The sequence below is a fragment of the Pseudidiomarina donghaiensis genome (genome assembly GCF_900116895.1).
GTDB classification, from domain to species: Bacteria; Pseudomonadota; Gammaproteobacteria; order Enterobacterales; family Alteromonadaceae; genus Pseudidiomarina; species Pseudidiomarina donghaiensis.
The window spans coordinates 92,921-119,843 of record NZ_FPCF01000003.1; the positions used below are offsets into that span (position 1 = coordinate 92,921).

Annotated in this window: 24 protein-coding genes; 16 read left to right on the forward strand and 8 right to left on the reverse strand. The window is 47.3% G+C overall.

The features are described from left to right. The first annotated feature begins 103 nt into the window (after positions 1–103). Entirely contained in the window at positions 104–610 is a 507-nt protein-coding gene (locus BM334_RS07550; RefSeq protein ID WP_092840304.1) for a TIGR03546 family protein, read from the forward strand. A gap of 5 nt (positions 611–615) precedes the next feature. Continuing rightward, a complete protein-coding gene (locus tag BM334_RS07555; protein WP_241970949.1) occupies positions 616–2,403 on the forward strand; it encodes a TIGR03545 family protein in 1,788 nt (595 codons plus the stop codon). Between the two features lie 40 nt (positions 2,404–2,443). On the opposite strand, the gene BM334_RS07560 is transcribed toward BM334_RS07555, so the two are convergent. From BM334_RS07560 to BM334_RS07570, 3 genes are read right to left on the reverse strand one after another with little or no spacing between them, the layout of a single operon-like run. Then, on the reverse strand, positions 2,444–3,622 hold the full coding sequence (locus tag BM334_RS07560) for an E22 family MetX-like putative esterase (RefSeq protein WP_092840307.1): 1,179 nt from the start codon (positions 3,620–3,622) through the stop codon (positions 2,444–2,446). Further along, positions 3,619–5,286, reverse strand: a complete 1,668-nt coding sequence (locus BM334_RS07565) for a long-chain fatty acid--CoA ligase (RefSeq protein ID WP_092840310.1) — start codon at positions 5,284–5,286, stop codon at positions 3,619–3,621. The genes BM334_RS07560 and BM334_RS07565 overlap by 4 nt, the downstream gene beginning before the upstream one ends. A 15-nt stretch (positions 5,287–5,301) precedes the next feature. Next, positions 5,302–6,597, reverse strand: a complete 1,296-nt coding sequence (locus tag BM334_RS07570) for a GntP family permease (RefSeq protein ID WP_092840313.1) — start codon at positions 6,595–6,597, stop codon at positions 5,302–5,304. 243 nt (positions 6,598–6,840) lie between these two features. On the opposite strand from BM334_RS07570, the gene BM334_RS07575 reads away from it, so the two are divergent. Both BM334_RS07575 and BM334_RS07580 read left to right on the forward strand, forming a co-directional pair. Continuing rightward, positions 6,841–9,072: a TonB-dependent receptor gene (locus BM334_RS07575; protein WP_092840316.1), complete on the forward strand. Its 2,232-nt coding sequence runs from the start codon at positions 6,841–6,843 to the stop codon at positions 9,070–9,072. Positions 9,073–9,175: 103 nt separating this feature from the next. Beyond that, on the forward strand, positions 9,176–9,838 hold the full coding sequence (locus BM334_RS07580; RefSeq protein ID WP_092840637.1) for a response regulator: 663 nt from the start codon (positions 9,176–9,178) through the stop codon (positions 9,836–9,838). Here BM334_RS07580 and BM334_RS07585 read toward each other — a convergent pair. Further along, on the reverse strand, positions 9,816–13,193 hold the full coding sequence (locus tag BM334_RS07585; RefSeq protein ID WP_092840319.1) for a hybrid sensor histidine kinase/response regulator: 3,378 nt from the start codon (positions 13,191–13,193) through the stop codon (positions 9,816–9,818). The genes BM334_RS07580 and BM334_RS07585 overlap by 23 nt on opposite strands. 3 nt (positions 13,194–13,196) lie before the next feature. Next, on the reverse strand, positions 13,197–13,823 hold the full coding sequence (locus tag BM334_RS07590) for a trimeric intracellular cation channel family protein (RefSeq protein WP_092840322.1): 627 nt from the start codon (positions 13,821–13,823) through the stop codon (positions 13,197–13,199). A gap of 197 nt (positions 13,824–14,020) precedes the next feature. Between BM334_RS07590 and yajC the strand changes: the two genes are divergently transcribed. Genes yajC through BM334_RS07640 form a run of 10 tightly spaced genes read left to right on the forward strand, consistent with a single transcriptional unit; the run spans position 14,021 to position 21,902 of the window. After that, positions 14,021–14,356, forward strand: a complete 336-nt coding sequence (gene yajC / locus BM334_RS07595) for a preprotein translocase subunit YajC (RefSeq protein ID WP_055439540.1) — start codon at positions 14,021–14,023, stop codon at positions 14,354–14,356. A gap of 19 nt (positions 14,357–14,375) precedes the next feature. Then, entirely contained in the window at positions 14,376–16,223 is a 1,848-nt protein-coding gene (gene secD / locus BM334_RS07600; RefSeq protein WP_092840325.1) for a protein translocase subunit SecD, read from the forward strand. Positions 16,224–16,233: 10 nt separating this feature from the next. Further along, positions 16,234–17,181: a protein translocase subunit SecF gene (gene secF, locus BM334_RS07605; RefSeq protein WP_092840328.1), complete on the forward strand. Its 948-nt coding sequence runs from the start codon at positions 16,234–16,236 to the stop codon at positions 17,179–17,181. Positions 17,182–17,219: 38 nt separating this feature from the next. Beyond that, positions 17,220–17,999, forward strand: coding sequence for a peroxide stress protein YaaA (gene yaaA, locus BM334_RS07610; protein WP_092840331.1), 780 nt, complete (start codon positions 17,220–17,222; stop codon positions 17,997–17,999). Between the two features lie 20 nt (positions 18,000–18,019). Continuing rightward, on the forward strand, positions 18,020–18,874 hold the full coding sequence (locus BM334_RS07615) for a DUF3014 domain-containing protein (protein ID WP_092840334.1): 855 nt from the start codon (positions 18,020–18,022) through the stop codon (positions 18,872–18,874). Further along, a complete protein-coding gene (locus BM334_RS07620) occupies positions 18,874–19,479 on the forward strand; it encodes a lysophospholipid acyltransferase family protein (RefSeq protein ID WP_092840337.1) in 606 nt (201 codons plus the stop codon). Before BM334_RS07615 ends, BM334_RS07620 begins: the two co-directional genes overlap by 1 nt. Before the next feature lie 50 nt (positions 19,480–19,529). Further along, on the forward strand, positions 19,530–19,994 hold the full coding sequence (gene ribH, locus BM334_RS07625) for a 6,7-dimethyl-8-ribityllumazine synthase (RefSeq protein ID WP_092840340.1): 465 nt from the start codon (positions 19,530–19,532) through the stop codon (positions 19,992–19,994). Positions 19,995–20,006: 12 nt separating this feature from the next. Then, positions 20,007–20,426, forward strand: coding sequence for a transcription antitermination factor NusB (gene nusB / locus BM334_RS07630; protein ID WP_092840343.1), 420 nt, complete (start codon positions 20,007–20,009; stop codon positions 20,424–20,426). A gap of 10 nt (positions 20,427–20,436) precedes the next feature. After that, positions 20,437–21,429 carry a thiamine-phosphate kinase gene (gene thiL, locus BM334_RS07635; protein ID WP_092840346.1) on the forward strand — a complete coding sequence of 331 codons (993 nt, stop codon included), beginning with the start codon at positions 20,437–20,439 and terminating at the stop codon, positions 21,427–21,429. Then, on the forward strand, positions 21,426–21,902 hold the full coding sequence (locus BM334_RS07640; RefSeq protein WP_092840349.1) for a phosphatidylglycerophosphatase A family protein: 477 nt from the start codon (positions 21,426–21,428) through the stop codon (positions 21,900–21,902). The genes thiL and BM334_RS07640 overlap by 4 nt, the downstream gene beginning before the upstream one ends. Here BM334_RS07640 and dxs read toward each other — a convergent pair. From dxs to xseB, 3 genes are read right to left on the reverse strand one after another with little or no spacing between them, the layout of a single operon-like run. Then, positions 21,864–23,744, reverse strand: a complete 1,881-nt coding sequence (gene dxs, locus BM334_RS07645) for a 1-deoxy-D-xylulose-5-phosphate synthase (protein ID WP_092840352.1) — start codon at positions 23,742–23,744, stop codon at positions 21,864–21,866. The genes BM334_RS07640 and dxs overlap by 39 nt on opposite strands. A 3-nt stretch (positions 23,745–23,747) precedes the next feature. Next, on the reverse strand, positions 23,748–24,659 hold the full coding sequence (gene ispA / locus BM334_RS07650) for a (2E,6E)-farnesyl diphosphate synthase (RefSeq protein WP_241970951.1): 912 nt from the start codon (positions 24,657–24,659) through the stop codon (positions 23,748–23,750). Further along, entirely contained in the window at positions 24,656–24,898 is a 243-nt protein-coding gene (gene xseB / locus BM334_RS07655; protein WP_092840355.1) for an exodeoxyribonuclease VII small subunit, read from the reverse strand. Before xseB ends, ispA begins: the two co-directional genes overlap by 4 nt. Before the next feature lie 126 nt (positions 24,899–25,024). Here xseB and thiI point away from each other — a divergent pair, with 126 nt between their 5' ends. Together thiI and BM334_RS07665 are read left to right on the forward strand one after the other, a co-directional pair. After that, complete coding sequence (gene thiI / locus BM334_RS07660) at positions 25,025–26,548, forward strand: tRNA uracil 4-sulfurtransferase ThiI (RefSeq protein ID WP_092840358.1); 1,524 nt, start codon at positions 25,025–25,027, stop codon at positions 26,546–26,548. Between the two features lie 9 nt (positions 26,549–26,557). Then, complete coding sequence (locus BM334_RS07665; protein WP_092840361.1) at positions 26,558–26,923, forward strand: VanZ family protein; 366 nt, start codon at positions 26,558–26,560, stop codon at positions 26,921–26,923.

Here is a 26,923-nt window from a genome sequence, read left to right on the forward strand (position 1 = left end):
CCTACGAAATATATTTTTCGGTAAATTTTTACCTTGAAAAATAGCTCTATCGGTTCATGTAAGCTATTCTTGTTGTTACAAATATAGCGTGGAGTTTATTGATATGCTCACTTTGCTGGCAAAGTTTTTTAAAGCACTCAACTCTGAGTCTGGTGCATGGGCGTTAGCTTTTGCATTTGTGCTTGGTATGGTGATGGGTTTTACGCCATTATGGCGAGTGCACAATCTAGTTATCTTGCTGATTGCGTTATTATTTCGAATTAACCTAACTGGGTTTATTTTGAGTTTTGCCGTCTGTTCAGCGATAGCTTATTTACTAGACCCATGGTTTCATCAAGTAGGCTTTTACTTACTGTCGCATGAAAGCTGGCAACCGTTGTGGCAGTCGTTATATCAGTCAGCCTTTTGGCGGGTCATGCAATTCCACCACACTATTACCCTCGGTAGCTTTCTTCTAAGTATCGCATTTGCCCCTGTCTTATTAGGGGTGAGCTTCTATATCATCACGCAATATCGACGTCGAATTCAAACTTGGTTTAATAAACTTAAAATTGTACAAATGCTTAAGGCCAACAGGTTCTGGGCTATTTATTCAGAGTTACGAGGCTAATCATTATGACTGATACAACATCAAAGCCGCAGATGCGCCGCAGTGCTATTCGCTGGCCTGGCTTGGCTGCATTTGTCATTATTTGTGCGTTGTTAGCAGCGTTTACCTGGTTGCTGTTAGACACCATTTTAAAATGGACCTTTGAAACCTCGGTAGGCACGTTAAACGGAGCGGAAGTTAACATTGAGTCGGTTGAGCATAGCTGGAGTCCTTTAGGTGTCAAAATATCTGGAGTACAGGTAACCGACCCAGCTAAGCCAGAGATGAATCGGCTGGTGATTGGTGAAGTAACCGCACAACTAAACCTAGAGCAATTACTATTGGGGCGCCTACACTTTGAAAATGTGGTTAGTTCAGGTATTCGCGCGTTTCAACCGCGCCAAGCGCCGGGTGAGGTTTATGCCGCACCAACTAAAGAGGATGCGAAAGCCTGGGCTAAACAGGGGCTGGAGTCGCTTAATTTAAGCTTGCCTAGTGCCGATGATATTGTCGCGCGCCTTGATTTAAAAACGCCTGCGGCAATTGAACAAGCAAAAACATCTATTGCGCAGAGCAAAGCAACGCTTGAAGACATTAAGGCGAAGCTACCAACTCGTGAAAAGCTAGCTGAATATGAACAGCAATTGAAAGCACTTAGCGAAAGCAAAATTGAAACACCAACACAGTTACAGCAAAAGCGAGAAGAATTTGCAGCATTGAAGAAAAAGTTTGAGGCTGACAAAGCACAAATCAATGAGATAAAAGTATCTGCGCAAGAATCCTTGTCGCAGTTAAAGTCTGCATTTGCAGTAGTAAAAGCTGCGCCAGCTGCGGATATGGAACGCGCGCAGCAACTCATGCAGCTAAATAGCGAAGGTTTAAGCGAAATTACTGCGGTATTGTTCGGTGAACAAATGCGCCAATGGAGCGAATATATGCTACTTGCTTATGAGCAACTGGCTCCAATGTTGGCGCGCTCAGCTGACGAAAAGCTGATTAAACCACAACGCGGTGAAGGTATTTGGTTTGAGTTCAGCAATACGCAACAACCACCGTCATTTTTAATAAAAAAAGCCAAAACCGAATTTGCTTGGGGCGAATCGCTGTTGGACGTAGACTGGACAAATATCACTCATCAGCATGAGCAATTAGGCCAGCCTACGACATTTGTGGCGCGGGCAGCCAATTCGGCTTTATGGCAGCTGTTAAACCTGAATGGTGAGCTTGCTTTAACGGCGGATGGTATAGATGCAAAACAGCAGTGGCAAGTTCAAGGTATTCGGTTGAATAACCTTAAGCTGAGCGAGCAAACTCAGTTTACAGCAACCTTATTAGCGTCGTTGCTAGACTCTGAAGGTACAGTAACCTTGCAGAACAGTGTATTCGATGGTGGCGGAACGGTTCGGCTATCAGATATGAAGGTGTCAGCCAATGCCGATAATAAGTGGGCAGCAGTCGTTGCCGATGCGCTGACTCAGCTAAACCGATTAGATATTAATGCGGATATTGCAGGCCAGCTAACACAGCCATCGTTCAGCTTTGCTTCTGATTTAGATCGTCAGTTAGGTAACGCATTGAAAACGGCGGCTTTAGACGCTGGCAAAGCTGAGTTGTCTGGCCTGCAGAACCGTCTGCAAGAACAGTCAAGTGGCTTTTTAGGTGCCAACCAAGACGACTTGGCAGCATTTGAAGGCTTGCTGTCTGATGCTGAGCAACGAGACAAGAAGCTTCAAGACTTATTAAAAGCCAAGTTCGAAGGTGCTATTGAAGACAAACTAAAAGACAAGCTAAAAGGTATTTTGGGTGGTAATTAAACCGCAGAGAACACCGGTTGAACCGGTGTTCTCGACCCCATTAGTTATTGATAAACTCTGCTAACTCTTCTGCTTTAGACTGAATATTATAAACACCGTCCAAATGCCCGAAGGTTCCATCAATTTCAGCGTACTTAGGTTGCTTGCCTTGCTCTTCTAAAACATCCACGGCTTGCTTCGCTAAATAAGGTTGTAGCAACAAATCATTTTTTGCCGGTAGGAACAGTGTTTTTGCTTTTACTTGTGCAAGTCCCGTTGCTAAGTCTTTGTCATGACCGGCGACAAAAAGCTGATTTGCGCGAACTAAATAAAGAATATGATTTGCGTCCGCAAGCGGTGCACGCTGCGCAGCGCCACCGAACCAAAAGTCGGTTGCAGGTAAGCCATTTAATACACTTTCGAGTGCCGATTTAGGTAATACCTCTTGTGCCGGAGACATAGCGTTAAAGGCCACTGGATGCATGGCTTGCTGAGTAATCATGACTAAACTGTTGGTAACGCCAACTAATGGTGCTGGTCCACTGTAGTAATCCCCACCATTCCAGTTCGGGTCTAAACGAATAGGCCGTGCCCAATGTTCAAGAGCGGTTATAGTCCATGCGTCCATTGCTCCGGCACCAATTACCGACACCATGCGCTCGACCATGTCGGGGTAAGCTGCTGCCCACTCAATGGCTTGTAATGATCCCATTGATGCACCAACGACAGCATGCAGCTTCTTGATGCCTAAACTTTGCAGCAGGGCGTGTTGAACGTTGACAAAATCTCGAATAGTCACCACCGGAAAGTCTAAACCGTATGGTTTGCCGGTTTCAGGGTTAATAGATGCAGGGCCCGTAGTAACAACATGTGGTAAGTTGGGAAAAGCATTCACCAAAGTGTCAGAACTAATAACGTAGTATTTATTGGTATCAATCGCTTTGCCTGGCCCAATAATCGCGTCCCAGTACCCTGGTTGTGGGTCGTCTGGCGTGTACTTGCCAGCAGCATGACTATTACCCGAGAAAAAGTGGGTAATGAGAATAACATTGTCTCTATTTTCATTGAGCTTGCCGTAGGCTTCCCAGCCGACATTGACTTCAGCAATGGTTTCGCCGCTTACGGTACTAAAGTTTTTGCTGCTGAAGGTCTTCTTTTCAACAAGTAAGTCAGCATAAGCCGCAGAGCTACACGCAATACATGCAGCAACTAAAAAAGTTGTTAATAAACGCGAAATCATGATGATTGCTCCATCAGGTAATTAAAGTACTGCTTGCGCAGTTCATTCTTGATTAGCTTGCCGGTGCCGGTATGTGGCAATTCATCGACAATTAAAATGTCGTCGGGGGTCCACCACTTGGCTATTTTTCCAGCTAAAAACTCATAAATATCCTGCTTATTGATGGCTGCGCTGGTATTTAATACAACCAGAAGCAGAGGTCGCTCATCCCATTTAGGGTGTTTCACACCAATGACGCAGCTTTCTTTCACCGCGGGGTGTTGACTCGTAATGCTTTCAATTTCGAGCGAACTTATCCACTCGCCACCGCTTTTAATCACATCCTTCTTACGATCAACAACCTTCATGTATCCGTGACTATCGATAACGGCAATGTCACCCGTTGCTAACCAGCCATCGGGAAATGTTTCTGGATCATCACGCTGAAAATAGCGCTGTGTTATCCAAGGTCCGCGGACACGCAGCTCGCCAGAAGTTTCGCCATCATGTGGCAGTGGATTCCCGTTCGCATCGGCAATCATCATATCGACCCCATAGCAGGCTCGCCCAGCAGTGGTTTGAATGGCATATCTTTCGGTTTTAGGTAATGCCATTAGCTTAGCTGTTGGCGGTGCCGAACATGCTAAAGGACCAGTCTCGGTCATCCCCCAGATAGGCTGCCAATAAATGTTGTAGCACTCGTCATAAATTTTTACGAGCCCCAAAGGTGACGCTGCTCCACCGACACAAACCCGCTGCAATGAAGGAACCCGTTGCTTAGTTTCACTTAAATAGCTGTGTAGGGTTAACCAAATAGTCGGCACTCCAAGACTAACCGTAACCTGTTCTGAATGAATGAGCTCATACATCGCGTCACCCGACATGCCAGACCCTGGAAGTACCAATTTGCAGCCGGCTAATGGCGCTGCGTATGGAGCACCCCAGGCCCCCACATGGTACATCGCTACCATCGGCATGAGCACGGTGTCCTCACGTAAGTCTAGTAGCTCTGCGCTAGCGGTTGCTTGAGCGTGTAACACGGTTGAACGGTGAGAAGTTAACACGCCTTTTGGGTTGCCGGTTGTGCCCGAGGTATAACAGAGAAGCGCTGCCGTATTTTCGGAGAATACTGGCCAGTTAAACTGTTGCGGCTTATTTGCCAATAGCGCTTCGTAGTTGTGCACCGGTAAGGCTAAGTGATCAACGTTAGGTTGTGCTGTTTCGTCACATAACACAATAATGCCTTTGACCGTTTTTAGGTCAGTAGCAAACTCTTCAAGCAATGGCATGAAGCTAATGTCAATAAACAGCCAAGTCGCTTCAGCGTCGTTAATAATCCATCGAATTTGATCGGCAATCAAACGCGGATTTACGGTGTGAATAACCGCACCAACACCGCTTACCGCGTAATACAGCTCCATATGGCGATAAGTATTCCACGCTAAAGTGGCAACGCGATCACCCGGTTCTATATTCAGCTCAGTTAAGGCGTGAGCCAGCTGACTAGTGCGCTGGTAACAGTCAGCATAGGTGTAGCGATGAATATCTCCCTCTAAACGACGCGAGACGATTTCTTGCGTTGGATGTCGGCGTACTGCATGTCGCAATAGATCAATGATCAGCAGCTGACTTGATTGTGCATCACCTGGTAAGACTGGGTGTGTCTGCTGTGAGGTTTCAAACATACTGGTGTACTCCTTTTACCACCAAATGAACAAGCCAATGGCAACGGCCAAACCAACAAAAGGAACCACCACGGTTACGGCCGCAACTGGCCAATAAGCAGCCTGATGCGTTTCTTTACAGATACCGCGAATGGTTGTTACCACATAGCCGTTGTGCGGCAATGAGTCGAGCGCACCCGATGAAATTGCAACAATGCGGTGGAGCTGATCTGGGTTCACGCCGGCATCAATATAGTGAGGCCCTAACACGGGTAACGCGATGGCTTGCCCGCCTGACGCAGAACCGGTTAAACCCGCAATGACACTTACTGCAACGGCAGCACCGACAAGTTCATTGCCTGGTAGGTTTGTCATAACAGCCACAGCTTGCTCAAAAGCGGGAGTTACTTTGGCGATGCTACCAAAGCCGACCACTGCAGCGGTGTTACCAATGGCCACTAAAGCTCCGGTTGATGCTTCAGTTAGAGCTTGCGATATGTTGTGGAAATAGTTGCGGTTAATTATCGCAATGGCTAAGACACCACCTGATAATGCAATAATAAGAGCGTTTTGTTTAAGTTCTTCATGAAACAAGAAGCTCAAAGTTAACACCACAATGAGAGGTACCAAACCACTAATTGGGGACGGCAATTCGCGCTCAAGATTTTTGGGATCATCAGCACGAGATTCAAAAGTTTCACCATTAGCAACGGCTTTACCAATTAATCGGTTCAACCACCAATAACCGAACAAGGCCATAAGTACAGCAACGAAAAGACTAACTTCCCATGCTGCATATGGTGATGTGCCCAAGTATTGAATAGGTATCCAGTTTTGAATTTCTGGTGAGCCTGCTGAAGTCATCGTGAAGGTAACCGAGCCAAAGGCCAAGGCGGCTGGGATAAATCGTCGTGGCAGGTTGGCATCTTTAAACAAAGACAAGGCCATCGGGTAAACCGAAAACGCCACTACAAACACGCTAACCCCGCCGTAGGTCAAAATAGCGCAGGCCAGCACGACTGCAAGCATGGCTTGTTTGCGACCAAGCTTATTAATAATCCACTTTGCCACACTGTCAGCGGCGCCGGTATCTTCCATGAACTTACCAAAGATAGAGCCGAGCAAGAACATGAAAAACCATGCTGCGACGAATGCAGCAAAACCGTCCATGTAAGCACTGACAAAATTAAGTTCACCCTGAAATAGGGGCACGTTGCTACACAATGCAACAATGACGGCGCACAGCGGCGCACTAATAAATAAGTTCATTCCGCGTAACGTCAGAATGATAAGCAGGGCAAGCCCACCCACAAGACCAATCATGCTTAACATGCATTACCTCTTTAACCGGTTCGTTTCAGATGTGCCATGACCCGAAGCGCCGTGTTGGTGTTTGTATGATGCGTTAATCGTTTATTTTTTTACATAGTACTAACGTACAGAATACAAACACAAAACTTTCAGCTAGGGTACATAGGCCATGACAAAAGAATCGTTTGAGTTGCAGTATTGCAACAGAGATAACAACAAAACTAGACAGATACAACAACTTAACCATCTCGGGAGATTGACATCATGAATCAACCCATGTTTCGCCGCTCATTGTTAGCCGCAACTATTGCTTCAGTAATGGCAATGCCGGCTTATGCGCAGCAAGAAGATAGTAGCACCAGTGACGAGCTGAAAGGCCTAGAACGAATTCAAGTAACCGCACGCCGCAAAACAGAGAGCATTCAGGATGTGCCTGTTTCGGTGTCATCGTTTGGTGCCGGCGACCTTGAGTCTGTTGGTGTGGAAGATATTACAGAGCTACAACAGCGCATTCCAAACGCCACAATTCAAGTAAGTCGAGGAACTAACTCTACTCTAACCGCGTATATTCGTGGTGTTGGTCAGCAAGACCCATTATGGGGCTTTGAGCCAGGTGTTGGTGTTTATATTGATGATGTTTATGTCGCACGCCCTCAAGGCGCGGTATTAGAAGTATTTGATATAGAACGTATTGAAGTTTTGCGTGGGCCGCAAGGTACCTTGTACGGCAAAAACACCATTGGTGGCGCACTTAAATATGTCACCAAAGAACTGACCGGATATAACGAACTGTCAGTACAAGGAACAATTGGTAGCTACAATCAGCGCGATATCAAAATTTCAGGTCAGACAGCATTGACTGATAATTTTTATGTAGGCGCAGCTGTTGCCTCATTGAACCGTGATGGTTTTGGCGAGTACGTTAATACTGGCGAGGAAAACTACAATAAAGATCTCATGACCTATCGGTTATCAGCCAAGTGGCTCATTAATGACGACATGGATCTGAAGTTTTCATACGATAATACCGATGATAGCTCGAATTCCAAAGGTGGTTATCGATTATTAACCAGTGCTGTAACTGGTCAAGAACCTTATGCCGACGTTTATAATTCAAACACAGCGATGCCGGTTGATAACACCGTTGAAACCGAAGGTTGGTCATTAACCTACAACTGGAATATCAATGATGATTGGGCCTTCAAGTCAATTACCGCAAGCCGTGAAGGTTATACCAACACAAACATCGATTTTAACTCAACTGGCGAACCTATTTTTATGGTGCCAGCAATTTACGAAGACGAGCAGTTCACCCAAGAATTCCAGGTGAGTTATTCCAACAATAGAAACTTTGACTTCGTTGGTGGCGTTTACTTGTACGATGGTGAAGCCTGTGGCGTGTTCGGCACTGTGCTACCTATGTACCTAGCAGCTTTGGGTGGCGTAACCGTTGATAATGGCGGCTGCGTAGACACCGATAGCTTGGCGGTATACGGCCAAGGTAACTACGCAATATCGGATGACTTAACGTTAACCGTGGGTGGTCGTCTAACTAAAGACGAAAAAGAAGCAGATGTTTTCCGTTATACCTACTTGGGTGTTCATTATATTAACCAAGACCCGAATGCGGATTACGGTACACCGTTTGCGGTTAACTCTGAATTCACGACTAAGGCTGACTGGAGTAAGTTCTCGCCACATGTGGCATTGAACTACAAGTTATCTGAAGACGTCATGGTTTATGGTAGCTATAGCAATGGCTTTAAGTCTGGCGGCGTAGATATGCGAGCTGATCAGTCGCTTAACCCAACCATCAATGAACCCTACGATCCAGAAATTGTGGATACCGTGGAATTTGGTATGAAAACCGAATTAATGGATGGTCGTATGCGTTTGAACACCGCCGTGTTCTACTCTGATTACCAAGACATGCAAGTGACAGTGCAACGTGTTGTGCCAGCAGGTATTTCGTCACAAGTATTGAATGCGGGTGAGTCAACGGTTAAAGGCTTTGAGTTTGAAACCGTATTCGCCGCAACAGATAGCTTAAATGTGACTGCGATGTTGGGCTACATAGATGCCGAGTTCGATTCGGTGATTTATACAGAGCCAGCTACTGGCGACACAACCGACGTCACCAATGCGTGGTCGTTCCAAAATACACCTGAGTTAACCTATAACGTAGGCTTCAATCAAACATTTGATACATCGTTCGGTCAAATTGTTTGGTCTGGTAATTACGCCTACCGTGATGATACACAGATGTTTGAGGCACCGTCGGCGTTAGATCAAGAAGGTTATGGTCTGCTTAATACCAGTGTGGTGTGGTACTCCAACAACAGCAATTGGTCGGTCGGCTTGCACGGCAAGAACCTTACTGATGAAGAGTATCGCGTAGGTGGCTATAACTTCGGACCAACTTTCGGCGACGATGCTGTGGTTGGTTATTATGGCGACCCACGTACTGTTTCCCTGGCTGTGGGGTACAAGTTTTAACCCCACGCAGTGGTTACCTGATTTTCATTTCAGGTAACCACTGACTTTTCCCTTTGGACGCGCTAGCATGAGTCAATTGAATTCCACTGAATCAGGTTTAGTTATGGCGCGTGCAGTTATTGCCGATGATCACCCGTTATTTCGAGCCGCTTTAAAACAGGCACTAGGTGAAACCCTAGACGCTCCTATTCTTGAAGTCGCATCGTTTGAGCAGTTACTTGAATTGATTCGGCGCGAACCGCAAATTGAGTTGGTTCTACTAGATTTAACCATGCCGGGTAATCGCGGATTAACCGGCTTAACGTCGTTACGCAGTCGCTACCCCGACATATTGGTGGTGATTGTTTCGGCCAATGAGCAAGTGCCAACCATTCGTCAAGCAATGGCCTTCGGCGCTAGTGCCTACATACCAAAGTCGATGCCTTTAGCAGAGTTACAACAAGCAGTGCACACGGTGTTAGCGGGCGATACCTGGTTACCTGAACACTTGCGGGATGATGTCGAAGCGAGTGATGCCGGGGCGCATGCAGAGTTTGCGAGTCGTTTGGAACAATTAACACCTCAGCAGTTTCGTGTTCTTGAGTGTTTAGCCGATGGGTTACTCAATAAACAAATTGCTTATGAGCTCAATGTGCAAGAAACCACAATTAAACAGCATGTTTCAGCCATATTACGCAAATTAAATGTGATTAATCGCACACAAGCCGGTATTGTTTTCAAACAAATGCTCAATGCCAATGAATTTAGTCACGAAGCAGACGCTTAATTAAGCGTTTTAAGGCCGCCACCTTTATTGGCTTGGGAATAAACAGAGCCTGCTCACTAATAACTTGTTCACGCACGGTTTCGTCAGGATCTGCCGAATTAATTATTGCCGGAATGTGGTCATTTGCAAAAGCCTTTCGAACCACACGCAGCACGTCTATCCCCGTATCGTATTGTTCTAAGTGGTAGTCAAATACTAGTAAATCCGGACAGCTTAGCTGCCAAGGCAACTGCTCGCGGTTGGCTGCACTATGCACTGTAGCGCCCCAGCTTTCGAGTAACTGCGTCATGGCCTGTAATACTGCCGCGTCATTGTCGAGTAACCAAATTGTGCGATGTCGGAGAAAACTATCGTTTGCACCAATAGCCGTACGTCGCGGTTTAGCCAATTGCTGTTGCCAAGCAACCTTGGTAAAAGTTAGGCTAAAAGTTGTGCCGTGGCCAACTTCGGACTTGAGTGAGATAGGTATGTTAAGTAATCGACACATACGTTCAACAATAGCAAGGCCGAGCCCGAGGCCCGGATTTTCACCAGCTTGTTCTACCTGATGAAACTCTTTAAATATTTTATCTTTTTGATCGCTCGGAATGCCGCAACCGGTATCGATGACGTGTAATTGCGCACCCTGTTTATTGCGGCGTACACCAATAAGTACTTTACCGTGCTCGGTATAGCGCACCGCGTTGGAAATTAAGTTCTGCACGATGCGACTAATCATTTTACGGTCAGTTTGAAGTGTTAACCGTGTGGGTACATAGTCGATGCTCACGCCTTTTTCGGCAGCGATTATTCGTTGACTCTCAACTAATGGCTGAATAACTTCATGCAAATGAACTTGCTGATAATTTACTGGGAGATTTCCGGCTTCTAAACGCGTCATTTCTAACAGCATGGTTAATAATTCTTCCGCGTTAGCTAACGACTGTTGAATTTGTCGTGCCAATTTTGCCGGCTCATCATGCAAACGCTGGGTCAGCATGTCGCAGAATAAGGTTGCGGCATTAAACGGTTGCATCAAGTCGTGACTTACCGCGGCAAAAAAACGGCTTTTACTTTGGTGAGCTTGTTCTTCTGCTTGCTTCGCTACGACTAGTTCTGAGGTGCGTTCTGCCACGCGTTGCTCAAGCTCCGCATTGGCTTGCTCTAGCGCTCGTTGCGCTTGCACTAAATCGGTGATGTCTGTGTAGGTTGTAACAAAGCCTCCACCGGGCATCGGCGCCCCTTGCAATTCAATAACATGGTCACCTTGTTGGCGTTGATACCGGTAGGCGCTGCCTTGGCGCAGGTAGTCTAAACGCTTGCTGACTTCATCTTCTAAGTCTGCAGAAATATCGGCTTGAATGAGGCCGCGCTGCGCATTGTAACGCAACAGGTCAGCCACTGGCATGCCAGCTTGTAAAAAGCCGGCGGGGTATTGAAATACTTCAACATAGCGGCGATTCCAAGCGACTAAGCGTAGGTCTTGGTCAATAACACTAATACCCTGTGGAATATTCTCGACCGAGGCTTGCAGTAGCTCACGGTTAAACTTATACAGTTGCGAGGCTTCGGTGGCCCAGGTCACTACTTGGGCGATGGGCACACTGGGTTGCTGGGTGACAGTATCAAGCAAAATACGACTCGCAGCCGTTCCAATAACGGCTGAGAGCTCCCGTTCAATGCGGGCTAAGAGTGCGCTCGGGACGAGCTCATCGGCAGGTGCGGTCGATAAATCTTGATGTAAACGCTCACTTAACCGCTCAAGTTCGAGCGAGTCAAAAAAGCGCGCTAACAATTGCCGTAGGCGGCCCCAACTAATCGGTTGATGCTGATAAAGTTCTGGGTGCCCGCCGGTGGGGTCAGTAAACAAGCGGCGTTGCTGTTGGTCAATGGTGCTAACTGGGCTTAACCATGAAACCAACATGTAAAGTGCTAAGTTGGCGCCAAGACTCAGCAGCACGCCATAGCTTAATTGTAAATCGGACAGCCCCCGATTTAGTTGAATAGACGGCAGAAACAATAGCCATACCCACAAGCTTGTGCCGACTAAAATACCTAAACTTGCGCCAAGCCTGCTACCGCGTAACCACACAAGGCCACCCAACAAAGCAGGGGCAAGTTGGGCTAATAATGCCAATGAAAGCAAGCCAGCATTCACTAACGGTAGCGTGCTTTCGGTTAACTTGTGAAAGCCAAAAGCTAAAATGATGATAAGCGAAATAGTGGTACGGCGGATACGAAGAATGCGTTTGGGCGTAAAAGTGACATTTCTTAGCTTTCGTCGGGTATTGCGCAACCAAATTGGCATGACGACGTCGTTCGACATCATAATACTCAAGGCCAAGGTTGCAATAATGACCATGCTAGTGGCTGAAGCTAAGCCACCGATAAAGGCGATAACGGTCATTATTGCTGAGTCCGACTGTTGCAAAATAACGAGCATAAAGGCGTCTGAACTGGCCGCTTCTGGAACCAAAAGCAGGCCTGCAAGTGCTATCGGCAAGATAAATAAGTTAATGGCGAACAGGTATAATGGAAACGCCCAGCGCGCGGTGCGCAACTCTTCTGGGTCAGTGTTCTCAATATAGCTAACATGAAATTGTCGGGGCAGACAAAACATTGAAATCGCCCCCAGTAAAATATGCGTCAAGTAAACAAAACCGCCGCTTGTTTGACCTTGCAACACGGGGCTGACATCTTTAGCCTGGGCCGCCTGCAAAAATATGTCAGCCACACCATCGAACATGTTGTAGCTAATAAAAATACCCACTGCCATAAAAGCTAGTAATTTTACCACCGACTCAAAAGCGACAGCGTCCATGAGACCAGAATGCTGTTCAGCTAGGCTCATGCGCCGCGTGCCAAATAGAATGGCAAACATCATCATGGCAAGAGCCACTAATGCCGCCACGTCGCCAAACCAAGGCACTGGTTTATCAGCAAGCCCAGTTACAGTGGCAAAGCTGCCGCTAATAGCGCGTAACTGCAAAGCGATATATGGCACGATACCGATTAACGCAATTAACGCGACCGCAACGGCTAAACTAGGCGATTTGCCATAGCGGTGGCTGATAACATCGGCAATCGAGGTGAGGTTTTGTTGCTTACAAACGTGCAGTAACCGCATTTGAATACGGTGGGCAAACAAGAATACCGCCATAGCGCCAATATAAGTTGGCGCCACAGACCAGCCATAGAAAGCTGACTGGGTTATGGTGCCGTAAAAGGCCCATGTGGTGCAGTGAATGCCTTGCGCTAAGGCATAGCGGTAGGGTTTGACTTGGTTCGGCGGTTTACGCTCGCCGCGGTAGGCAATACTGTACAATACGGCAATGTATGCAATGGCCAATAATATTGCCGTACCGGTGCTTAACATGGGTTAACGATGCCCATCGTGATGTTCATGAAAAACAATGAGAGACCATTGCCATCGCAGTGCTCCTAAACGCAGCAGTACGGTGGTAATGCCGCCCACTAAAATAGCTAGCAGCTGTGAATAGGGGGCAATAAACACAAACACAGTGCCTCCAATTAAGCAGGCCGTAGCGTATAATTCCCCTTTTAGTACCATGGGAATATCTCGAGCCAATACGTCGCGTAACATACCGCCAAAGCAGGCTGTCATGGTTCCCATAATGATACAAATAAGCGGTGAGAAGCCTGCTTCTAAAGCTTTCAGAGCTCCCATAACGGTGAAAAAACCAATACCGACGGCATCGGCAAGTAATAACGTTTTTTGGTGAATGTAAGCTTTGTAGCGTAGCCATAAAATTGTGGTCAGTGCGGCCAAGGCAACGGTATATAAATAATTTGGGTCATATACCCAAAACACAGGCATATCAAGAATTAGGTCGCGCGTGGTACCGCCGCCAATGGCCGTGACTGTGGCTAGAACAATAACGCCGAAGCCATCCATGTTTTTGCGAAACGCCAACAAGGTCCCCGATATCGCAAACACAGCGACACCTAAGTGATCAATCCAATAAAATAAAGTGGTGAGTTCCATATTATCGTTGCGCTTCTTTAGCCGTTCCAATCGGTTACGTTTTGTACTTGTTCAGTGTACGTCAATTTTCTCCCTATTTAAGCAGAAATTCGTTAGAATGCCTGCCATTCATTAAAAATTGGAGAAAAGGGCTTGTTTGCTTTAAATTGAGCCCCATCTTTAACCTCAATAACTTAAAAATACATAAGGGGATACACATGGATTTCTTAATTCCAACAGCATACGCACAAGAAGCTGGCGCACCACAAGGTGGCGGCATGGAGCTTATTTTTATGCTGGTTATGTTCGGTTTGATCTTTTATTTCATGATCTACCGTCCACAAGCAAAACGTGTCAAAGCACACAAAGAGTTAGTTTCTAGCATTAGTAAAGGCGACGAAGTATTAATGAATGGTGGTTTTGTTGGTCGCATTACTAAAATCTCAGAAGACAAAGATTTTATGGTTATCGCGGTTGCTGAAGGTATGGAAGTCACTGTACAGAAATCAGCAGTTACTGCAGTTCTGCCTAAGGGTACGATGAAATCTCTGTAACAAGAGATAAGGATTTAACGTGTTAAATAAGTTTCCGCTATGGAAAAATCTGATGGTCATCGTCATTTTGGCGATGGCCGCGCTGTATGCATTACCAAATATTTATGGTGAAGATTATGCAGTGCAGATTTCGGCTAGCCGTAACGCAACCGTAGACACTCAAACCTTGGGTACGGTTGAACAAACGCTTGAAGATATCGCAATTCAACCTAAGGGTGTGGTGTTAGAAGAAGGCCAAATTTTAGTTCGGGTCAATTCTGATGCTGAGCAGCTACAAGCGCGTGACGCCTTGCTGCGAGCCTTAGGCACCAACTACATTGTGGCGTTGAACTTGGCCCCAGCAACGCCAGATTGGCTTGCTGATATTGGCGGCACGCCAATGAAGTTAGGCCTTGATTTACGTGGTGGTGTGCATTTCTTAATGGAAGTGGACATGGCCGAAGCTACCCGAAAAATTCAAGACCAAATGCGCGATACGGTGCGCGGTGAACTCCGTGAAGAGCGAATTCGTTCAACCAGTATTCGCCGTGATGATAGTGATGTCGTTGTTCAGCTGCGCACAGACGAAGACTACGCCGCCGCTGAGAGTTACTTAAATAATCGTTATCCTGGCTATACCCTTGTTGAAGACGAAGCGACTCGGACACTGCGTTTACGCATGACTGAGGCCAAATTAAAAGAAACGCAAGACTACGCGATTTCACAAAACGTCACTATTTTGCGTAACCGTGTTAACGAGCTGGGTGTTGCTGAACCAGTAGTTCAACGCCAAGGCGCAGACCGTATTGTGGTGCAGCTACCTGGTGTTCAAGACACTGCGCGTGCGAAAGAAATTTTGGGCGCTACAGCAACGCTTGAGTTTCGCATGGTTGATGACGAAAACAGCGTGTATGAAGCAGAGCAAGGCCGAGTGCCTTTTGGCTCAGAATTATTTCCGAACCGAAACGGCGGTAATACGCTGTTAAAAGAAGATGTTATTCTTACCGGTGATCATATTGTCAATGCCACGTCAGGTTTTGATGAGAATCAGCGTCCGCAGGTAAGTATTTCACTTGACGGTGCCGGTGGTGACAAAATGTCACTGGCTACGCGCGACAACGTCGGCAAACCTATGGCGACGTTGTTCATTGAGTTTAAAGCAACCGGTGAGCGCGACGAAAATGATCGTATTATTTTTGAGCGCAATGCCGAAGTTATTAACGTAGCGACCATTCAGTCACGCTTAGGCAATAACTTCCGTATTACCGGTATTAACTCGCAGCAAGAAGCACAAAACCTAGCGCTGTTATTACGTGCCGGTGCATTAATCGCGCCTATTCAAATTGTTGAAGAGCGCACCTTGGGGCCAAGCTTGGGTAAGGAGAATATCGAGCTAGGTACGCAAGCGATTATTTGGGGCTTTTTGCTGGTTATCATATTTATGGTGATTTACTACAAAAAGTTTGGCTTGGTGGCAAATCTAGCTTTGACAGCAAACCTAGTGCTTATTATTGGCGTGATGTCGATGATTCCGGGGGCAACCTTAACCTTACCGGGCATGGCGGGTATTGTATTAACTGTTGGTATGGCGGTTGATGCGAACGTGCTGATATTTGAGCGTATACGTGAAGAAATTAAAGCCAAACGTAGTCCACAACAAGCGATTCACCATGGTTATGATAGTGCGTTTTCAACCATTATGGACGCTAACGTGACCACGTTAATTGTCGCCATTATTTTGTTTGCTATTGGTACCGGCCCAGTGAAAGGGTTCGCGGTTACTTTAGCAATTGGCATTATCACCTCGATGTTTACCGCAATTGTCGGTACCCGTGCAGTTATTAATGCTGTGTGGGGTGGCAAGCGCATCGATAAGTTGTCGGTATAAGGGGAGAATTATGCACGAGATTATAAAAACCGATAAAACCCTGCCATTCATGCGCTTTCGGTTCGGCGCATGGGTGTTAAGCGCTGTTTTAGTCATTGCCTCAATTGTAAGCCTTAGTGTTAACCAATTGAACTGGGGGTTAGACTTCACTGGCGGAACCGTCATTGAAGTTGGCTACGAGAATTCGGCTGATTTACCAGCAATTCGTGACACCTTAGATGCCAATGGTTTTGGTGGCGCTGTTGTACAAAACTTTGGTACCCAGCAAGACGTGCTTATTCGTATTGAGCCGCAAGAGGGTGTGAAAGCCCAAGAGCTGGGGAATCAAATACTTAGCCTGTTACGGCAAAGTAGCGACGACCAAATTGAAATGCGGCGTATTGAGTTTGTTGGTCCGCAAGTAGGCGATGAACTGACTGAGCAAGGCGGTTTAGCCATGCTCACCGCATTATTGTGTATTTTGGTCTATATCGCGTTACGGTTTGAATGGCGTTTAGCTCTAGGTGCCGTGGGCGCATTGGCACACGATGTTATTTTGACGCTTGGGTTATTCTCGTTTTTAGGGCTTGAGTTCGACTTAACCGTATTAGCGGCGTTGTTGGCCGTTATTGGTTACTCGATCAACGATACCGTGGTTGTGTGTGACCGAATTCGGGAAAACTTCCGTAAGTATCACAAGTATACAGCGCAAGAAACCATTGATGGAGCCTTAACGGATACCATGAGCCGCACGGTCATCACCTCATTAACGACAATTCTGGTGTTACTTGCGTTGTTCTTTTTAGGCGGTCAGCTTATTCATGGTTTTGCAACGGCATTGTTGTTTGGTGTCATTATTGGTACCTACTCATCAATTTATATTGCGAGCTCGTTGGCATTTGCCTTAGGCGTAAGTCGTGAAGACTTAATGCCGCCGGAAATTGAGAAAGAAGGCGAAGACCTCGAGCCGTTGCCATAAGTTGCCACAAAGCAAACCAACGTTAATGGAGATAACCGATGCTAGTTGTCATTTCACCAGCTAAAAATTTGGACTACGACAGCCCTTTGCCGACTGAGCAACACAGCCAGCCGCGCATGTTGGAACGCGCCCAAGAGCTAGTGGATAGATGCCAAGCTCTATCGCCTCAGGAGCTTAGTCAGCTCATGAAAATTAGCGATAAATTAGCCGGTTTAAATGCCGCTCGGTTTGCCGAGTGGCATACGCCATTTTCACCTGATAACGCACGTCCGGCGATTTATGCGTTTGATGGTGATGTATATTCTGGGTTAGCCGCTGAGAAACTTTCTGAAGATGCGATTGCTTATGCTCAGGAACATTTACGTATATTGTCTGGTCTATATGGCGTATTACGACCATTAGATTTGATGCAGCCCTACCGTTTAGAAATGGGTACCAAGCTAGATACCGCCCGCGGCCATAATCTTTATGAGTTTTGGCGTGACGAAATAACCGATATGCTCAATGAAGATTTAGCCGCTATCGATTCTGACGTGGTGGTCAACTTGGCGTCGCAGGAGTATTTTTCGAGTGTGCAGCCAAAGCGGTTGAATGCTCGTGTTGTTACTCCAGTTTTCAAGGACGAAAAAAATGGTCAGTTTAAAGTCATCAGTTTTTGGGCGAAAAAAGCACGTGGCATGATGGCTCGTTTCATCATGAACGAACAGCCCACAACGGTGAGCGACTTACGTCAATTTAATGCCGCTGGATATCGGTTCAATGCCGATGAGTCGAGTGAAAACGAATTGGTGTTTTATCGTGCAGAACGTGATCAGTAGTTAGGTAAAAGGAGAGCCGAATGAGAGACTTTGGGCAAGACCAAGCACCAGCAGAAAACACGACCAATAAATTGAAGCTTATTGTGAGTGTTATTGTGGTGCTTGCGGTAGCGATAGTGGTTGTATTTTGGTTAGCCAAGCAGCAGTCACCTCAGCCTTTGCCGCAACCGTCGGTAGAACCTGAAGTGGCGCAGCCGGTCGCTGAAGAACCTGAACCCGCTCTGCCTGAAGTTAGCGAAACCGTTGAAATTGAAGACGAACCCGTCGCTGAACCAGTATCGGAACCCGAGCCTGTCAAACCATTGCCGACATTAAACAATAGTTCGAGTGCTGTGCTCGAAGAGTTGGCGGAGTTGGAGCAAGACACGGCACCACTAAAGGGTGAGCAACTAATTCGTGATACCGTTGTATTCGCCGACAACTTACGCCAAGGCATTGTGGTTCGCGATAAAGCCGTTATTGAGCCTCCTAAAGGGCAATTTCGAGTATTAGAACAAAACGGTAAGGTTTATATTGACCCGCGCAGCTATGATCGCTACAACACGGTTGTCGACTGGTTTGTTAGTTTAGACAGCAACGTCTTGGCTGAGCTCTTTACCCGCTATAAACCATTAAGCCAATCAGCTCTTGCCGAAGTTGGCTATCCAGATGAAAACCCTGAAAACGTGTTGCTTGACGCGATTGACGTCTTGTTAGCAACCCCGTCAGTAGGTACCGTCATTGAATTAAACGATGATTCGGTGATGTATCGTTATGCCGATCCGACACTTGAAGCATTACCGGCTGCACAAAAGCAAATGTTGCGAATGGGGCCAGATAACATTCGTCGGGTAAAATTGAAGCTTGAAGAGTTACAACAAGCCCTGCAGCAATAATGACAAACCATCAGAACATGATTCCGCCGGAATTAGTCGGTGATTTTCCGCTTCGTGGCAATGCCTTCAGCCGTTGGGTTGGGCGCGCTGGTATGCGTTTGCTTGGTGGTTGGCGTATAGAAGGCGAATTGCCGAACGTACGTAAGGCCATCATTCCCGTGGCGCCACACACCTCGAATTGGGACTTTTTTATTGGCGTGTTTGTCATGCTTGCGCTAGGGCTTAACTTAAGCTATCTCGGTAAGCACACCATATTTCGTTTCCCAGTGAACGGCTTATTACGCTGGCTAGGCGGCATTCCGGTTGACCGCCGGGCTGCAGCGGGTGTTGTTGAGCAAATGGTTCAGCAATTTGAACAACGTGAACAGCTGATATTAGCGCTTTCACCAGAGGGAACCCGCAAAAAAGTAGCCGAATGGAAGAAAGGTTTTCTACATATTGCAAAAGCCGCGCAAGTACCGGTGGTGCCGGTTGCGCTCGATTTTTCACGTAAAGTAGTCGACATTACCGCGCCGCTCATGATTACTGGCGACATTGATGCTGAGCTCGCTCGCGTTAAAGCAGCGCTGGCTCATGCGGTCGGAAAACATCCAGAACATGCCTGATTGGCAAAATTGTGCTATTATCGCGCCGATTTTAAGAAAAGGATTCAACCATGAACGTAATTGAAGGCGGAATTGCCGCTCCAGGTAAGAAATTTGCGATTGTCGTCTCGCGGTTTAACCACTTTGTGGTTGATAGCTTATTGGACGGCGCGTTAACCACGTTAAAGCATTATGGCCAAGTGAGCAGTGACGACATCACCGTGGTGCGTGTGCCTGGTGCGTACGAAATTCCGTTAACAGCTAAGCTGCTGGCAAAGTCAGGCAAATATGACGCGATTATCGCTATTGGTGCGGTCATTCGTGGTGGTACGCCACACTTTGACTTCGTCGCCGGCGAAAGCAACAGTGGCTTGGGCCGTGTTGCGTTAGAACATGAAGTGCCAGTTGCCTTTGGTATTATTACTACCGACAGCATTGAGCAAGCCATTGAACGCAGTGGCACCAAGGCCGGTAATAAAGGTTCAGAAGCGGCGCTAAGTGCGCTTGAAATGGTTAATGTACTGAGCCAAATTTAAGAGAGTTTATCAATGAAACCAGCTGCACGCCGCAAGGCACGTAAGCTCGCCGTACAGGCGATTTACTCATGGCAATTGTCGCAAAATAGCATGAGTGATATTGAAGCCCAGTTTTTGACCGACAACGATACCAGTAAAGTCGACGTTGACTACTTTTTAGCGTTAGTACGCGGTGTTGCTGGCCAGTCGTCAATGCTTGACGAAGCTTTAGAGCCGTTTCTCGATCGCCCGCTGAAAGATCTGGATCAAGTTGAACGTGCGGTTCTGCGCTTAGCGGCATATGAGCTGCGTGAACGTTTAGACGTGCCGTACAAAGTGGCTATTAACGAAGCCATTGAACTTGCGAAGTCATTTGGTGCTGACGACAGCCACCGCTTTGTTAACGGTGTACTTGATAAAGCCATTGATTCATTGCGCCCTGCGCGTAAATAAGTAGCCCAACATGGCCTTTGGCGAATTCGATCTCATCGAAACCTACTTTACTCATCGTCTGCCGCAACGGGACGATGTAACCGTTGGTATTGGTGATGACGGCGCAGTAGCTAGTGTGCCTGAAAAGTCTGACTTAGTGGTTGTCACCGACACCATGGTGCAAGGTGTGCACTTCGATCAAGACACACCTGCGCGCGCCATTGGCCATAAAATAGTTGCTGTTAATTTGAGTGACTTAGCAGCAATGGGGGCTGAACCCGCTTGGATTAGTCTCGCTCTTACCCTGCCAGAAATTAATGACGAATGGCTAACAGGGTTTGCGCATGGCTTGCGCGAAATTTGTGAGTATTACAATTGCCAACTTATTGGTGGTGACACAACCCAAGGGCCGTTATCGATTACCGTAACAGCGCACGGGTTTGTGCCTAATGGTAAAGCGATTCGCCGCAGTGGAGCGAAACCCGGCGACTGGCTCTATGTCAGCGGCACCTTAGGTGATGCCGGTTTAGCCTTAGCTGCGCGTCAGCATCGGCAAAAGCTCAACCCAGATTACGAACGCCGCCTAACCGAGCGTTTGTACTTCCCATCAGCACGAGTTGCGCTTGGCCAGTCGTTACGAGGCATAGCCAGTAGCGCTATTGATGTATCAGATGGTTTATTGGCGGATGTCGGGCATATCTTAAAAGCGTCGCATGTTGGTGCTCGTATTAGTGTCGACGAACTACCGTTGTCGCTTGCGGTAACCGAAAGCTTAAGTGCTGAGCAAGCCATTACTTATGCATTAACCAGCGGTGATGATTACGAACTACTGTTTACCGTGCCCGAAGCACAACGTGGGTTGTTTGACACGGTGACGGCTCATAGTCCGAGCAAACCGGTTTGTATTGGCCGCATTACCAATGAACCAGAACTTGTGCAATTGCGCTTTGGTGACGAAGCGTGGGAGCTCCCCGAAGGTCTTGCTGGTTTTGAGCATTTTCGTAAAACCGAGCTAAGCCAATGAAAAAAATGCTGCTTAACCCCGTGCATTTGTTTGCATTTGGATTTGGCAGCGGGCTGATGCCAAAGGCGCCGGGCACATTTGGTACCTTAGTCGCTATTCCTATCGTTTTTTTGCTACAACACTACTTCTCGCTAACCACCTATGTGGTCGTAACGGCAGTCGCCAGCATTTGTGGATTATGGATTTGCGGCTATACCGCAAAAGCACTTGGTGTGCATGACCACCCAGCCATTGTATGGGATGAAATTGCAGGCTACATGATTGCCATGATTGCGCTACCTTTCACCTGGTACAACGTACTTGGGGCGTTTGTGTTATTTCGCTTTTTCGATATTTATAAGCCAGGCCCAATAGGTTGGTGCGATAAGAATTTACATGGTGGGGCGGGGATCATGGTAGATGACTTGCTGGCCGGGGCGGCCAGCGCCATCGTTTTACATCTTCTGCATGCGGGCTTTAATTTGCTGTTCTAGCCCGGCCGCATCAAGCTTCAATTCAGCGCGAATTTCTTCTTGGCTACCGTGTTTAATAAACACATCAGGCAAACCAATGTGCAATACCGGTGTGGAAAGTGCTTGTGCTGCCAAATATTCACTCACAGCGCTGCCTGCGCCGCCTGCTATGGCATTTTCTTCAACGGTCACTAATAGGTCATGGCTAGCCGCTAACTCACTCACCAATGCCTCATCAAGCGGTTTAACGAAACGCATATCGGCAACCGAAGCATCAAGTTGTTCAGCACAGGCTTCTACGTCTTGTAATAAGGTACCGAAGTTTAAAATCGCAACCTTTTTGCCCTGGCGCGTCATACGTCCTTTGCCTATCGGTAACGCTTGCATTGTTTCGTCTAGCGCCACCCCAGTACCATTGCCGCGAGGGTAACGAACTGCAGCAGGGCCTTGATGCATATGGCCGGTATAAAGCATATTGCGACATTCGTTTTCATCGCTTGGCACCATAATAACCATGTTTGGTATGCAGCGCATAAAGCTGATATCGAATGCGCCTTGGTGCGTCGGGCCGTCGGCACCGACAATACCGGCACGGTCTATCGCAAACAATACGGGAAGTTCTTGCAAGGCGACGTCGTGAATCAGTTGATCATAACCACGCTGCAAAAAGGTGGAGTAAATAGCGACCACTGGGTGGTAACCACCAATAGCTAAGCCGGCGCCAAAGGTTACCGCATGTTGTTCAGCAATGGCGACGTCAAAGTATTGTGCTGGATATTTTTGGGAAAACTCAACCATGCCTGAGCCTTCACGCATAGCTGGAGTAACCGCCATCAGCTTGTCATCTTGCGCAGCCATGTCACACAGCCAGTCGCCAAACACCTGAGAGTAAGACGGTGTGGTTGGTTTTTTACTTGGCAGTGAGGTTTGGCTTGGGTCAAATTTGGGCACGCCATGGTAGCCAATTGGGTCTTTTTCAGCCGGCGCGTAGCCTTTACCTTTGCGTGTAACAACATGCAAAAACTGCGGGCCCTTAAGGCTACGCATGTTGCGCAGCGTATCAACCAGCAAGTTCACATCATGGCCATCAATTGGGCCAATGTAGTTAAAACCAAGCTCTTCAAAAATAGTGCCAGGGGCCACCATGCCTTTAACGTGCTCTTCGGCACGGCTAGCAATGTGTGAAATACCCGGCATGCCCTGCAGAAGCTTTTTGCCGCTTTCACGAATGGAAGTGTATACCTTGCCAGAGAGCACGCGTGCTAAATGGTTGTTTAGCGCGCCAACGTTTTCTGAAATAGACATGTCGTTGTCATTCAGAATAACCAGCATGTCAGGTTTTATGTCACCGGCATGATTAAGCGCTTCAAAGGCCATACCCGCCGTAATGGCGCCGTCGCCAATAATAGATACCACTTTTTGTTGAGTGTTATTGCGTTCGGCCGCAATCGCCATGCCAAGAGCGGCACTAATAGAGGTGCTTGAATGACCAACACTAAGGGTGTCGTACTCACTTTCTGGGCGCCATGGGAAAGGGTGCAAACCATCTTTTTGGCGAATGCTGTGCAGTTGTTCTTTACGACCGGTCAAAATTTTATGTGGGTAGGCCTGATGGCCCACATCCCAAACCAATTGGTCATATGGCGTTGCATAAACATAGTGCAACGCCACGGTTAGCTCTACAGTGCCAAGCCCTGACGCCAAGTGGCCACTACTTTGGCTAACCGAATTAAGCAGGAACTCACGTACTTCGGCACAAACCTGCGGTAGCTGCCGCTCGTTTAACAAGCGCAAGTCTGCAGGTGTATGAATGGCCTCTAGTAATGCAGGCGAAGACGTTGAGTGACTACGGTTTGACGACATGTATTAATGATCCCGATTCAGCAGATGATCTGCGAAAGCTTCCAGTGTTTCCGTATTGTAAGGAATTTTGGCTAAGGCATGAAGCGCTTTATGATGTAAATCGTGTAAGCGTTGCTGCGCACCATCAAGCCCAAGCAAACTCACATAAGTCGCTTTGTTGGCGTTGATATCGCTGCCTTGGGTTTTGCCAAGGGCTGAAGTTTCGCCAATCACATCAAGAATATCGTCGCGTACTTGGAAAGCGAGCCCTAGATAATGGGCAAAAGCGTCGAAATTGGCGCGATGCGCTTGCGCGCTATCATGGCCGGCTAGCACACCTAGCTGAACCGCGGCACGAATAAGTGCACCGGTTTTATGAATATGCACCTGTGCTAACTCGGACTCAGGTAGTTGCTGACCTGTAGCGGCTAAGTCGAGTGCTTGGCCACCGCACATGCCACGGTCACCACTTGCCTCTGCAAGCACATGAATCATTTCTAATTGGCGCCGCGGGTTGAGTGTCGCATCGGGGCGACTAATTAACTCAAACGCTAGAGTTTGCAATGAATCACCGGCAAGAATGGCGGTCGCTTCGTCAAACGCAATGTGACAGGTGGGTTGGCCACGACGTAAAGTGTCGTTATCCATAGCTGGCAAGTCGTCGTGAATAAGCGAGTAGGCATGCACACATTCGATAGCCGCTGCGGCATGATTCAAACTGGTTTCGCTGGCACCACAAAGCTGCCCCACTTGCAGCGTCAAAAAGGGGCGAACGCGTTTACCACCAAGCACCAGCGCATAGCGCATAGCCTCATTCAAACGCGGCGCTACGGCTTTGCGTTGCTCTAATATGCGCTCAAGTAACGCATTGATGTGTTCTTTAGAGTCATTGAGCAATGCGTTTATTGGCGTGGTTACCGGCGCAGTGGAGCTCACGCTTCGTCCTCATCCGTATTGTTGGTTTGGAAAGTGCCTAGCTGCTCACCATGTTGTTGCTGCAGCAATTGACTAACTTTCTGTTCAGCTTGTTGCAGTTTTTGTTGGCTAAGTCGCGATAACTTAACCGCTTCTTCAAATTGTTCAAGCGCCTTTTCTAGCGGTAATTCACCTTGCTCCAACTGCACCACAATGCGTTCGAGTTGTTGCATAGCTTGTTCAAAAGATAAATCGCTCATAGGGGTCGTGTATCCAGTACGGTGCCGAGATATGGCGGACAAGTTACCTTGATTCCGCAGCGCGGTCAAATCAGGTATAATGCCGCGTTTAAATACGATGTAACACTAACGGCCGTAAAAAATCTCATGAAATTTATTGTTCGACTCCACGCAGAAATCACCATTAAAAGTAAAGGCGTTCGTAAACGCTACGGTAAGGTACTGGTAAATAATCTGAAAAGTATCTTGCGCCGCAATGAAGTAAACGCCAAGGTCATTTGGTGTTGGGATCGAATTGAAGTGATTGTCCCAGAACAAAGCAGCGAAGCTCACAGTGAATTCGCGCCAAAAAGCGCTGAATTTGTCAGTGAGTTGCTACAGCGAGTTCCGGGTATTTCATGGTTTAGCCGCTCGTATGAATTACCGTTGCCCGAGGGTGAGCCAACCGACTTTGAGCCTATCATGGCGCAAGTTTTGAATCTTTGGCAGCCAACTATTAGCGGGCGTAAATTTGCCGTCCGAGTCAAGCGCAAGGGAACACATCCGTTTCGGTCACTTGATCTTGAGCGCTACTTAGGCGGCGGTATTTTAAAACATTGCGAAGGTACTCGCGTTGACTTACGTCGCCCAGATGTTGAAGTGCGCGTTGAAATAGACCATGACACGGTGCGTGTATTTGGAGATAAGCAACAAGGCTTGGGCGGATTTCCGTTACCCACCCAAGAAACCGTGCTGAGTCTGCTGTCAGGTGGCTTTGACTCGAGTGTAGCCAGCTTTCAAATGCTGCGCCGTGGTGCGCGTGTGCATTTTTGCTTTTTCAATTTGGGCGGAGCACAACACGAAACAGGAGTGCGGCAAACTGCGTATTACTTGTGGCAGCAGTATGCAAGCTCGCATCCACTGAAGTTTATAAGCGTTGATTTCGCGCCGGTGGTGGAAGAAATTCTCACAAAAATTGATAACGGCCTAATGGGCGTGGTGTTGAAACGCCAAATGTTACGCGCCGCAGAAATGGTTGCCGATAAGTTACATACCGCAGCTGTTGTCACCGGCGAGGCGCTTGGGCAAGTGTCTAGTCAAACGTTAAGTAACCTCAGTGTTATCGACGAAGCGACCAACAAGTTAGTGCTACGTCCGTTGATTACTATGGATAAGCAAGAAATCATTAACATTGCGCAACAAATTGGTACTGCGGATTTTGCCCGAAGCATGCCAGAATACTGTGGTGTTATTTCCAACAAGCCAACGGTAAAAGCACAACGTGATGTGTTGGCTGAAGCAGAACAATTGTTAGACAAGGCGCTGTTGGAACAAGTTGTTCGCCAATCGCGCGTAGAAGATGTAAGCCAGATTGGAGAGACCACCGAGGCACGTGTTACTAAGTTAGATACTGTTGCTGCGGTACAGCCAGAGCAGCATGAAATTATTGATATTCGCAGTAGCGATGAAGTGGAACGTAAAGCATTTAATGCGCCGAACGCGGCTGTCACTGTACGCCATATACCGTTTTTTAAATTAGCGACAGCCTTTGCCGAACTTGATCCAAACAAGACTTATTTGCTGTATTGCGAAAAAGGTGTGATGAGCAAGTTACAAGCTTTATATTTACAAGAACAAGGGTACACCAACGTGGCGGTTTATCAGCCATCAGCAGTAGCCGCCGCTGAATAAGGATTATTCATGACGTCAAGAAATGTCGCGCGATTAGTGTTTTTAGTGGTTCTTGTCGGTTCGACAATTGCATTCTTAGTGCAAATTTCTACCGGCACAGTGCCACGTTTTCAGCATTTAGACAAAGTGGTGCATTTTGCCGCGTTTTTTATTTTGGCGTTGACCTTTCATCGTGCCTTCCCAATTCCAATCTGGGTGGCGTTATTGTTGTTGATAGGCTACGGGTTAGTGATTGAGTGGGTGCAAGACATGCTGCCATATCGGTCATCAAGTGTCGGCGACTTGATTGCTGATGCAGCGGGTGCCACAAGTTACTACACCTATGTTTTTGTTCGCTTTCAATGGCGCCGACGGCAACAAAAGAAGTCGAAGTAG